Origin of the sequence: Achromobacter sp. UBA5777, from assembly GCF_002418565.1 — a bacterium.
GTDB lineage: Bacteria > Pseudomonadota > Gammaproteobacteria > Burkholderiales > Burkholderiaceae_B > Achromobacter > Achromobacter animicus.
Genome location: NZ_DIEJ01000153.1, coordinates 1 through 11,136, shown reverse-complemented (window position 1 = coordinate 11,136; position 11,136 = coordinate 1). Strand labels below are relative to the sequence as shown.

At 64.1% G+C, this 11,136-nt stretch carries 12 protein-coding genes and 1 pseudogene; 2 read left to right on the top strand and 11 right to left on the bottom strand.

Annotated elements, in window-relative coordinates:
* The 5 genes from B3446_RS11865 to panD all read right to left on the bottom strand — a co-directional run.
* The coding region (locus tag B3446_RS11865; protein WP_291381216.1) for a TrbG/VirB9 family P-type conjugative transfer protein at positions 1 to 639 on the bottom strand (639 nt) is incomplete at its 3' end.
* Between the two features lie 210 nt (positions 640 to 849).
* Positions 850 to 2,190: an extracellular solute-binding protein gene (locus B3446_RS11860; protein ID WP_191577048.1), complete on the bottom strand. Its 1,341-nt coding sequence runs from the start codon at positions 2,188 to 2,190 to the stop codon at positions 850 to 852.
* A gap of 4 nt (positions 2,191 to 2,194) precedes the next feature.
* Positions 2,195 to 3,451 (bottom strand): D-amino acid dehydrogenase, encoded by a 1,257-nt coding sequence (locus B3446_RS11855; RefSeq protein ID WP_291381213.1) that lies wholly within the window; start codon positions 3,449 to 3,451, stop codon positions 2,195 to 2,197.
* Positions 3,452 to 3,577: 126 nt separating this feature from the next.
* The gene (locus B3446_RS11850) at positions 3,578 to 4,624 is read right to left on the bottom strand and encodes a CDP-6-deoxy-delta-3,4-glucoseen reductase (protein WP_191577050.1); all 1,047 of its coding nucleotides are present in this window, start codon (positions 4,622 to 4,624) and stop codon (positions 3,578 to 3,580) included.
* A gap of 69 nt (positions 4,625 to 4,693) precedes the next feature.
* Positions 4,694 to 5,062 carry an aspartate 1-decarboxylase gene (gene panD / locus B3446_RS11845; protein WP_039883066.1) on the bottom strand — a complete coding sequence of 123 codons (369 nt, stop codon included), beginning with the start codon at positions 5,060 to 5,062 and terminating at the stop codon, positions 4,694 to 4,696.
* Positions 5,063 to 5,269: 207 nt separating this feature from the next.
* On the opposite strand from panD, the gene sugE reads away from it, so the two are divergent.
* Positions 5,270 to 5,587: a quaternary ammonium compound efflux SMR transporter SugE gene (gene sugE / locus B3446_RS11840; RefSeq protein WP_175139258.1), complete on the top strand. Its 318-nt coding sequence runs from the start codon at positions 5,270 to 5,272 to the stop codon at positions 5,585 to 5,587.
* Positions 5,588 to 5,654: 67 nt separating this feature from the next.
* On the opposite strand, the gene B3446_RS11835 is transcribed toward sugE, so the two are convergent.
* The 6 genes from B3446_RS11835 to B3446_RS11810 form a co-directional block, all read right to left on the bottom strand.
* Positions 5,655 to 6,527, bottom strand: coding sequence for an MOSC domain-containing protein (locus B3446_RS11835; protein WP_291381209.1), 873 nt, complete (start codon positions 6,525 to 6,527; stop codon positions 5,655 to 5,657).
* A 122-nt stretch (positions 6,528 to 6,649) separates the two neighbouring features.
* On the bottom strand, positions 6,650 to 7,576 hold the full coding sequence (gene thpD / locus B3446_RS11830) for an ectoine hydroxylase (RefSeq protein WP_286935896.1): 927 nt from the start codon (positions 7,574 to 7,576) through the stop codon (positions 6,650 to 6,652).
* Between the two features lie 15 nt (positions 7,577 to 7,591).
* Entirely contained in the window at positions 7,592 to 7,990 is a 399-nt protein-coding gene (locus B3446_RS11825; protein WP_056571502.1) for an ectoine synthase, read from the bottom strand.
* Positions 7,987 to 9,294: a diaminobutyrate--2-oxoglutarate transaminase gene (gene ectB / locus B3446_RS11820; RefSeq protein WP_175125059.1), complete on the bottom strand. Its 1,308-nt coding sequence runs from the start codon at positions 9,292 to 9,294 to the stop codon at positions 7,987 to 7,989. The genes B3446_RS11825 and ectB overlap by 4 nt, the downstream gene beginning before the upstream one ends.
* A gap of 124 nt (positions 9,295 to 9,418) precedes the next feature.
* Positions 9,419 to 9,979 (bottom strand): diaminobutyrate acetyltransferase, encoded by a 561-nt coding sequence (gene ectA, locus B3446_RS11815; RefSeq protein WP_291381203.1) that lies wholly within the window; start codon positions 9,977 to 9,979, stop codon positions 9,419 to 9,421.
* Positions 9,976 to 10,524 (bottom strand): MarR family winged helix-turn-helix transcriptional regulator, encoded by a 549-nt coding sequence (locus B3446_RS11810; protein ID WP_224776794.1) that lies wholly within the window; start codon positions 10,522 to 10,524, stop codon positions 9,976 to 9,978. The genes ectA and B3446_RS11810 overlap by 4 nt, the downstream gene beginning before the upstream one ends.
* 272 nt (positions 10,525 to 10,796) lie before the next feature.
* Here B3446_RS11810 and B3446_RS11805 point away from each other — a divergent pair.
* Positions 10,797 to 11,136 (top strand): annotated as a pseudogene (locus B3446_RS11805) (silent information regulator protein Sir2); the annotation flags it as partial.

The window sequence follows — 11,136 nt, the reverse complement described above, 5'->3', positions numbered from 1 at the left end:
GGGCGGCGCGGCCCGGAACGGGGCGGCCTGCGCGCCAACGAGCGTGTCGGTCGACGTCGCGCCCGCAAGCGTGACGGACTGCGGGGCAGGACGGCTCGACGCTTCTGTGTCGGCCAGCGCGCCCCCATCCGCGCGCGGGGCCGAGTCAGCGACGAGCTTCGTGTGCGAGGTGAAATCCGCCCGCGAACGCTGCGATGCATCTACAACAGTTGCCGGGGGCTGTACCATACGCGAGGCAGATTGGGTCAAGGGCGACGGAATGTCCGCCGCACCATGCGCCCGCTGCGCCCGAGCAGCCAGCCTGCCGCCGCGAAAGCTCAGTGCTTTCCATGCACCGGCGACCACGACGTAAGGGTCGCGGCGCACATAAGGCAACGGGTGTTCGCCGCCATCGCCCGCACCGAAGATGGCGGGCAACGGCTGGCCCGGCTGGAATTGCAGCCAGGTCTCGCGCCCGTCGTCGAAGACCTGCAGCGGCGCGACGGCGGGATCGCCGGATAGTTGCCAGTCGAAGCGGAACCCTTGCGAGAACGGGTTGGCCGCCTGCCAGGAGGTTGTGTCTCGGCCTGAGCCCGGGCCCGACCACGTGCATGCGCCCAGGCAAGACAGCCCGGCGGCCAGAAAGAAGATTCGTACCATGCCTCACCGCGAACAAAGCGCGCATCGGAAGCGACACGCTTGAACGGCATGGTGGCCGAGCGCCGATGGCGCCGCCAGACTGGCATGTACGGACGGATGGATTCATCCACCCTTCACTGGCGACGAATCCGGATAAAAAAAAACCTGGTCCGTAGACCAGGCTTTCTTCTGCTGCGCGGCGCTGCGGGAGCGCGCCGCTATGCGGAGCGATCAGCGCTGCGTGGCAATGGTGCGCGCCTGCGCGGCGGCGTTGTTCAGCGCAGAAACGGGAGGCACCTTGCCATCGAAGGCATCGGTGAGTTCCTTGTTCAGCACGGGTTCGATGCGCTCGTAGTTGGCCATGCGGAAACCGCGTGCGTTCTGGACGGGCTTGGCGCTCATCGAAGCCACAAACGCCTGCGCGCCCGGGATCTTGCTGTAGAACGACACGTCCGAGGCACGGAAGGCGGCTTCGGTCAGCGGCAGGTAACCCGTGCGCTGATGCCATTCGGCGGCGACCACCGGCTTGGACAGCCACGCCAGGAACTGCGCGGTGGCCTTTTCCTGGGCCTGCGGATGGCCCTCAAGCGCCCACAGCGCCGAACCGCTGACGAAGGGCTTGCCGCCCTCCTTCGTGGCTTGCTCGTAATAAGGCAGCGGCGAGACGCCGAAGGACAGCGACTTGGTGGCGAGGAACTGGCCGAGCGCGCCCGAATTGGCCGTCAGCACGGCGCATTCGCCCTTGGCGAACAGCTTGTCGGAGGCGTTGTCGCCGGAATACGCCGTGAACAGCAGCGAGCGCTTCCAGCTGACCATCAGCGAGATGTGGCGCATGTACAGCGTGTCGAACTGCATGGCGGGCGCGGCGGATTTCTTGGTGACCGCATCCAGGCCGTTGTTGTTGCTGGTGAACAGCTGATTGTTGATCGGGGCCAGGTTCTCGAGGTGGACCGCGACCTGATCGCTGGACGCGTAGGGGCAGTCGATATCGGCCACATCGCGCAGCTTCAGGAGTTCGGCCTGCAGCGCGGTCCAGGTGCGCGCCGGCTTGTTGGGATCGAGACCGGCCTTCTTGTAGGCGGCGGTGTTGTAGAACATCACCGGCACTTCGGCCATCCAGGGGAAAGCCAGCAGGCGGCCCTTGCTGTCGCGGGTGAAGCTGCTGGTGGCCGGCACGAACCAGTTCAGGTCCTTGATCGGATACTTGGCCAGCAATTCGTAGAGCGGCAGCACCGCTTTGTGCTGGGCCACGACTTCGGGCGAGTGGTTATCGGACAGTTGCAGCAGGTTCGGGCCCTTCTTGGCCTTGACCGCGGACACCGCCTCTTGTTCCAGGGCGGTCGGCGACGCGAAACCGCGCAGCGTCACTTTGACGTCGTCCTGTTCCTTGTTGTATTGCTTGGCGAGCTTTTCGAACTCGGCCTTGTTTGCATCTGTCAGGGTGTGCCAGACCTGGATTTCGACGGGTGCGGCGTTTGCCACGCCGGCCATCGCCATCGCGGCGCCAAACACCCATGCACGCCGGCTGGCGAACATCGCGCGGGCAACGCCCGCCAATTGCAGTTTCTTCATAGGTTCACAGACCAAGAAAAGGGAATTCCGGTTCTGGCCGCCGTCCACTGAGCAGATCGGCCAATGCCCGGCCCGAGCCAACACCCATCGTCCAGCCAAGCGTACCGTGTCCGGTATTGATATACAAATTCGGAATACGGCTGCGGCCGATGATAGGCACGTTCGAGGGAGTGGACGGGCGCAGGCCCGACCAATAGCTGACGCGCTCGAAATCGAGCGCGTCGGGAAAGAGTTCTTTGGCGAGGCGGGTCAGGGCCTCGCAACGGCCCGTATTCAGGCTGCGCGAATAGCCGGAAAGTTCCGCCGTGCCTGCCATGCGCAGCCGGTCGCCCAGCCGCGAGAAGACAATCTTGTGGCTGCTGTCCGTCAGGCTGACGGTGGGGGTCGCACCCGGATTGCGCACCGGGAACGTGGCCGAATAGCCCTTTGCCGGATACACGTTGCACGGAATGCCGAGGGGACGCAGCATCGCGGGGCTGAAGCTGCCCATGGCGACGACATAGGCGTCTGCCGACAGCGTGGCATAGCGGCCGTCGGGCTGGATGAGTTCGATGCCAGTGACCGCCCCGCCCTGCGTCAGGAGCCGGGTGGCACGCGTGTTGTACTGGAATTCGACGCCCGCGCGGGCGCAGTGTTCGGCCAGCGCGACGGTAAAGAGGTGCACGTCCCCGCTTTCGTCCTCGGGCGTGTAGTCGCCGCCCACGATCGTGGCGCGATGCGGCGCCAGCGCGGGCTCGATGGCGATGACTTCGTCGGTGTTCACGACGCGGCGCTCGACGCCGAAGTCGCGCATCAGGCCGGCGGCGCGCTGCGAGTTTTCGAATTCGTGGGGATCGCGGTAGAAATTCAGAATGCCGCGTTCGAGGTGGTCGTATTGGATGCCGAGTTCGACGCGCATGCCGCGCAGCGTGGCGCGGCTGTATTCGGCCATGCGAACCATGGCGCGGATGTTGGGGGCCAGCCGGCCAGGCAGGCATTCGCGCAGGAATGCCAGCCCCCACATCCACTGCCGCCAGTCCAGTTGCGGACGGAACAGCAGCGGCGCGTCGTCGCGGAACATCCACTTGAGCAGCTTCATCGGCGCCTGGGGATTGGCCCAGGGCTCGGCGTAGGAGACGGAAATCTGCGCGCCATTGGCAAGGCTGGTTTCCTGGGCGGGACCGGTGCAGCGGTCTATGACCACGACGTCATGACCCGCCTGGCTGAGCCACCAGGCGCTGGAGATGCCGATAATGCCGCTACCCAATACCGCTACTTTCATGCCCGCATCGCTCCTTGCATGCCGGTTGCGTGCGCGGACCCGATGTCCGCGTACCCCGGCAGGCCGCTGCCAAAGCAGTTTACCTTGCCGCTTTGCAGCCGCCTAAGTAATAAAAAAACATATTACTTACGACCCGGCCTTCGCCAGATCGGCCTCGGACGTGAAGGCGTCCGCGTAGAACTCTTCCGGCGGCAGACCGTTCTGCGCGCTGAACTCGCGGCGGGCCGCATCGACCATCAGCGGCGTGCCGCAGGCATAGACCTGGTGCCCGGAAAGATCCGCGATGTCGTGCATCACGGCTTCGTGGACAAAGCCGGTGCGGCCGGTCCAGTTGTCTTCCTGCAGCGAATTGGACACCACCGGCACGTAGCGGAAGTTCGGCAGTTGCGCGGACCAGGACTGCGCCAGCGTGTCCATATAAAGGTCTTGCGGACGGCGGCCGCCCCAATACAGCGCGACCGGACGGTTGATGTTCTTGTGGATCATGTGTTCGACGATGGCCTTGACGGGCGCGAAGCCCGTGCCGCTGGCCAGCAGAACGATCGGCTTGTCGCTGTCTTCGCGCAGGAAGAACGATCCGAAGGGCCCTTCCAGGCGCAGGATCTCGCGTTCCTTCATCTGCGTGTCGCCGGCGCCGAACACGTGATCAGTGAAGAGGCCCCCCGGCATGTGCCGGATGTGCAGTTCCAGCGGGCTGCCGGTGTGCGGCGCGCCAGCCATGGAATAGCTGCGACGGCGGCCGTCCTTCAGGATGATTTCGACGTACTGGCCGGCGTAGTAGCGGAACTGCTCGGAAGCCGGCAGTTGCAGCTTGAGGACCGTGACGTCCGGCGCGACGCGTTCCAGGGTCTGGACGCGCGACGGCAGCTTGCGAATCTGGATGTCGCTGGCCAGCCGGACCTCGGTGGATTCGACCACGAGGTCGGATTCCGGCCGGGCCTGGCAGAACAGCGTGTAGCCGTCGGCCAGTTCTTCCGGCGACAGGATCTGCGCGGGGTACTGGCCGGCGTCGAACTCCCCGGACACCACTTTGCCCTTGCAGGTGGAGCACGCGCCGTTGCGACAGCTGTAAGGCAGGACGATGCCCGCCGCCAACGCGGCGTCGAGCACGGTCTGGCCGGGCTCGACCGGAAATTGATGCTTGCTGGGTTGGATGATGACCTGGAAGCTCATGATGAAACGGTTCAGAGGCGACGAAGCGCTATCCGGCTTTGCCTGAAAGGCGCTTCGCCCGGCCCGGCTTCACGCCGGGAACTTGCGGATTTCCTTGACGCGGTTGGCGTCGTCCACCAGCACCACCTGGGGCTTGTGCTTGGCCGAATCTTCTTCAGACATCGGACCGTACGTGCAGATGATGAGCAGGTCGCCCACCTGGGCCCGGCGAGCGGCCGCGCCGTTCAGCGAGATGGCGCCGCTGCCGCGTGCGGCCTTGATGATGTAGGTGTCGAAGCGTTCACCGTTAGTCACGTTGTAGAGTTCGATGCGTTCGAACTCGCGCATGCCGGCAGCGTCGAGGAGGTCTTCGTCGATGCCGCAAGAGCCTTCGTAGTGAAGGTCGGCTTCGGTGACCGTGACGCGGTGCAGCTTTGCCCGCAGCATGATGCGTTGCATAAAAAATTCCTGGTTTCGCGGCCCGGACCGCGAAGTGTTGCAAGGTTGATGCCCGGCATCCGGATTTGCCGTCGAAAGCCGGTATTCTATAATTTTTGCCGCAGCGGGACGGCCCGTTGCTGCGCACAGTCAAAAGGCTGGCGCGTTTTCCGGGGACGACCCCATTTATGCCGGCGCCTTGCCGGCAACGCAACATGGGAGTCGTGAATGACCTGGATCATCCTGGTATTGGCTGGCCTATTTGAAATCGTCTGGGCCGTCGGCCTGAAATACACCCACGGATTCACCCGGCTTGGTCCGTCCGTCGTTACGGTGGGCGGCATGCTGGTCAGTTTCTGGCTGCTGGCCCTGGCCATGAAAACCCTGCCGCTGGGCACCGCCTATGCGGTGTGGGTGGGCATCGGCACGATCGGCGCCTTTGTGGCTGGCATCGTGCTGTTTGGGGAGTCGGCGAGCTGGCTGCGCATCGCCAGCGTCGCGTTGATCGTGCTGGGCCTCGTTGGCCTGAAACTGTCCACGCCGTAAGGCTCCGGCCGGGCTGGGCTTAAGGCATAGGGTCCAGACTAGACCCCAGCCCCGCCCGGGCGGCGCTTCAGAAATCCAGTTCGATCTCGACTGCGTCACCCACCTTGAGCCGCGCCCCCGCCGGCGCATCCAGGATGGCGTTCTGGCCGAACACCACACCGATGTCCAGATTGCGGTAACCCGCCAGCGTGCGGCCCGGTTCCTCGTACTGCTTGGCCGTGCGCTGATCGATGTCCGGAATCGAGCAACGCGTGCACGGCTTGACGAACGCCATCCGCACCCCGGCTGCAGAAATCATGGCGGTGTGGTCTTCCTCGAAGGCCTCCCATTCGCCTTCGACCACAATGTTGGGACGAAACCGGTCCATGGGGACGGGGTCGGCGCCCTTGGCCTGCAGGCGGGCATTCAGGTCGACCAGCGAGGCCTGGTTGGCGATCAGCAGCGGGAACCCGTCGGCAAAACCAAAGCAGTGCTCGCCCACGAAGGCGTCGGCCAGGTCGGGGTGCGCATCGGCCCAGCGTGACACCCAATCGGGCTTGGCGTCGCGGCGCGCCGCGGCGTCCACCTTGAGCAGGCCGCACGGCGTCTGCAGGAACTGGGTCAGCCACTGGGCGGCGGCCTCGCTTTCGCGCCGGGCCGTGGTGGTGTCGGCCCAGACGCCGACCGAGAGGGCCTCGCCTTGCAGCCCCGACCCGTCCAACGCGATGTCCAGGTCAGCCATGCCAGGCGCCGACAGCCGCAGCGCGTCAGCAGTGAGCGCCGTGCGAATGAGCGCCATGGCCGGCCATTGCCGCTGCGTCATGAACTGGCCCGCCGCGTCCACCACCATCCAGCGCCGGTCATGGGCGAGGCCCGCACGGTCGATGGGAGATTCGGTCAGATCGATGCCTGCGCAGGATTTGACGGGGTAGATATGCAGGCTGAGGATGCGGGCGGACATGGCGGCGATGGCTCAACGAGTGATGAATGCCGCAGAGAATACAAGAAATGCGGCGCGCCGGACCGCCCAAAAGAGACAAAAAAAGCCCGGGACTAGCCCGGGCCAGATGAGGTGGCGGTTGCTCAGCCGCCGACCAGCTTCAAGGTGTCCAGCGGCGTGACCGCCTTGAATCCCTTACGCGTCGCGATGTGCTCGGGACGCGGGGTCAGCCCGTACTTGGGCGGGTTCAGGGTGTTCTCCATGCTGTTGTAGACCATGAAGACATTGGCGCGGGGCCACGGCGAGATGTTGCTGTTCGAGCCATGCATCGTGTTGCAGTCGAAGAACACCACGGAGCCGGCCTTGGCCGTCATCGTGCTGATGCCGCCCTGCTCCACCAGCAACTGCAGGCTGACCGGATCCGGCACACCGTATTCCTGCTTCTTCAGCGACTGCTTGTAGTGCTCGTTCGGCGTCTCGCCGACGCACGAGATGAACTGCCGATGCGAGCCAGGCACCAGCATCAGCGGGCCGTTGCACTCGTTGTTGTCGGTCAGCAGCACCGAGCAGCTGAGCGCACGCATCGACGGCATGCCGTCTTCGACGTGCCAGGTTTCAAAGTCGGAGTGCCAGTAGAACTCCTTGCCCTTGAAGCCCGGCTTCATATTGGCACGCGACTGGTGGATGTAGACCTCGGAGCCGAGAATCTGACGGGCCACGTTGACCAGGCGCGGATCGCGCACCAGCCTTGCCAGCATCGGATTGAGCACGTGCACCATGAAGATGGAACGCACGGCGTTGCTGCCCGGCTCGGTGATGGCCTCTTCGCGGCGGACGATGGACGGGTCGCGCGTCATGCGCTCGACCTCGGCCGACAGCGCACGCACCTCGGCCTCCGTGAACAGGTTTTCCAGCAGCAGGAAGCCGTTGCGGTCGTACTGGCCGACCTGCTCGTCGCTCAGGGCGTTGGCGTACTTGCCGTCTTCATAGACGACCGGGTCCTGACGGGAAATGATGGCGGAACTGCGATCCGTACGGGAGGCGTACGGATCCTGCGCGGGTGAGATCATGCGAACCTCCTTTTATCAGGCCGCGACCGCATCGGGCAGCGCGTAGACACCTTCCTTGTCGTGCACTTCCTGGCCGGTCAGCGGCGGATTGAAGACGCAGATGACGCGCAGCGGCTCCTTGCCGCCGCACAGCCAGTGCTCGTCGTTTTCGTTCAACGCGTAGACCACGCCGGGGCCCAGGTCGTACTTCTTGCCGTCGGCAATGGTCTCGATCGAACCGTCGCCTTCAATGCACCACACTGCTTCAAGATGGTTCTTGTAGTGGATGTGCGTGCGGCCGCCCGGGAAGATGGTGGTCTCGTGGAATGAAAAGCCCATGCCATCCTTCTTCAGCAGCACGCGGCGGCTGACCCAGGTGTCGGTGCGGACTTCGTCGGCGGTGCCGATCACATCTTTGACATTACGTACGATCATTGACGTTTTCCTCCAAATTTCAGGATGCGGGCAGACTGCCCCTCATCGGCCAGCGCTTCAGCCACGCTGGCCTCGATCAGATCCAGGCCCTTGGCCAGCAGGTCTTCCTCGATCGTCAGCGCGGGCAGCAACTTCAGCACTTCATCGTGCGCGCCCGACGTTTCGATCACGACGCCCTTCTTGAAAGCGCATTGGGCGATGCGGTTGGACAGCGCCGGATTGCCGTTGGACACGAGACCCTGGATCAGGCCGCGGCCTCGCGCCGACAGGCCGGCGTTGGGATAGCTGTGCACCAGGTTTTCCAGCCAGTCACCGACCAGGCGCTCCTTGCGCTGGATGTCGGCCGTGAAGGCGGCGTTGGTCCAGTAGGTTTCCAGCGCCTGCGTCGCGGTGACGAACGCCAGGTTGTTGCCGCGGAAGGTGCCGCTGTGCGCGCCGGGCTTCCAGATGTCCAGCTCGGGCTTCATCAGCACCAGCGACATGGGCAGGCCAAAGCCGGATAGCGACTTGGACAGCGTGATGATGTCGGGGCGGATGCCGGCGGTTTCGAAGCTGAAGAACGTGCCGGTGCGGCCGCAGCCGACCTGGATGTCGTCCACGATCAGCAGCATGTCGTGCCGCTTGCACAGTTTTTCCAGCTCTTTGAGCCAGCGCAGCGTGGCCACGTTGACGCCGCCTTCGCCCTGCACCGTTTCCACGATGACGGCGGCCGGCTTGTCCATGCCGCTGCTCGGGTCTTCCAGCATGCGTTCCATGTACGCCATGGTGTCCACGTCCGGACCGAAGTATCCGTCGTAGGGCATGAAGGTCGTGTTGCCCAGCGCGTAGCCGGCGGCGTCACGGAACTTCATGTTGGCCGTCGCGGCGAGCGAGCCGCCGCTCACGCCGTGAAAGCCGTGCGTGAACGAGATCACGTTGGGACGGCCCTTGACCTGGCGCGCGATCTTCAGCGCGGCTTCGACGGCATTGGTGCCGGTCGGGCCGGTGAATTGCAGCGTGTACTGCCAGTTGCGCGGCTTGAGCAGCACGCGATCCACCGTCTCCAGGAAACGCTTCTTCGCGCTGGTGGCCATGTCCAGGCCGTGGACGACGCCGTCCGCCTGCACATACTCCAGCAGCTTTTCCTTGAGAACAGGATTGTTGTGGCCGTAGTTCAGCGTGCCTGCGCCGCTGAAGAAGTCGATGTACTCGGTGCCATCTTCATCGATGAGTGTCGAGCCACGGGCCTGATTGAATATCACGGGAAACGACCTGATGTAGCCCCGCACTTCAGACTCCATGCGGTCAAAGATCTTCAAGTCCATGATTAATCCTCCCTTTTCAACTCATTAATTGACGGACGGCCTGATCCCGCCAGGTGCGGCTAGCGCACCTGGACAGTTCGAACCATCCCGGTAAATCGATAAGACCGTCAGGCCGTCGGCGCCCCTACGGGGCCGGCAAGGCGAACGGACCTATCCTTAACAGCATCTCGTCGTCATGGTCCGCGCCGCCGAAGAGTTGCCGGTCGAAGAACGGCTGTTCGGAAACGTGGGCGCCTACTTCAGCGGCCAGGCCGGCGAAGGTACGGCGCGAAGCCTGGTTGTCAGGCCCCACCGTGGTTTCAAGATAGCGGACATGCGCCAGGCCCTTGCGCTGCAAGAGTTCCCGGAGCATGGCGCGGCCAAGGCGTTGGCCGCGAGCGCGGGCGTGCACCGCAACCTGCCAGACGAACAGGACGTCAGGGCGGGACGGGTCCACATATGCGGAGATGAAACCATTGATGCGTCCCCCGGCGCTTTCAGCCAGGACGCAGGTGTCGCGGAAGTGCTCGCACAGGAGCAGGTACGCGTAGAGGGAATTCAGGTCGAGCGGCGGGCACTCGGAAATGAGGCGGTGGATCGCGGCGCCGTCTTTGCGGTCGGGCAGACGCATGGTATGGGTCTGCGCGCTGACCGCCGGCGCCACGGCACTTGAGAGTATGGGGGAGTCCAGTTCGTTTTTCTTCATGCAACGATTCCCGATTCTGGGGGTGCCCCGCCCGTGGGCACTTCAAGGATGGGCGACGACACGTCTCCATGCGTGTCGACTGCGGCCTGACCGTCCTGCTCCATGAGCGTCACGATGCGCTCCAGGGACAGGGTGATGGTGGCCTGTTCCAATTCTGGCAAGGCATTGAGCGCGTCAGCCAGATGCTTTTGCAGCGGCGACGGCGCGCCTTGCGCCAATTCCTGTCCCGCCTCTGTGGCGGTGACGAACACGATGCGGCGGTCTTCACGGCCCCGCTCGCGACGGATGAGCGCCTTGTCTTCCAGGCGATCCAGGATGCCGACCACCGTGCTGGGGCTGACGTGCATCTCGCGGCTGATCGCGGTGGCGGTCATGGGACCGTTGGCGATTACAGTGCGCAGGCACATCAACTGCGGCGCAGTAATGTGGCTGACCGCGGACAACTGGCGCGAATGCAGCGCGATCGAACGCGTGATGCGGCGCAGGGCTCGCAAAATGCGCAGGTCGTACTGCTGATTGGTTTCGGTTTTCGCGGCGTCAGTCATGGATACAGATGGTTCGGGCAAAATCATTTCTACACGAATCATATGCGCCCGATTTATTCGAGTCAAACAAAAACCCGGGCACGATGTAAATAAATGAACGCGGATTTGGCGAGGATGACCGCAGTATGAACGGACTTGTCAGCACGCTGACGCCGCTGTGCCGGGGCCCTCGAGGCTGATCCGCTTGCGGACAAGTCCCAATAAAAACATATGTTTTGTTCATGATGTTTTATTTATCATATGTTTTTACGAGTTGATCCGGTCCTGTCCGTATGCCCCTGCCGTCCTCCCTGCTTGCCACTCTCCAGGAAAAGGTGGAACAACTGCCGCNNGCCCCGGCGGGCGCAGACGCTGGGCGTGGCGCCCGCCACGATGTTGCGCCTGGCTCGCGCGTTGGGCTATGGCAGCTACGAGGATTTCCGCCAGCCGTTCCAGCAGGCGCTGGCGGCACAGGGCGAGCCGGGCTTGCGCGACCGCGCCGCTGCCCTGCAGGCTGCGGCGGGCGCGTCCGGCGCACCCGGCCGTGCTTCGGTGACCGGTTATCAGGTCCATGCCATGACCTCGGTCTGCGCGCTGAACCCGCCTGCAACGTTCGACGCCGCCGTGCAAACC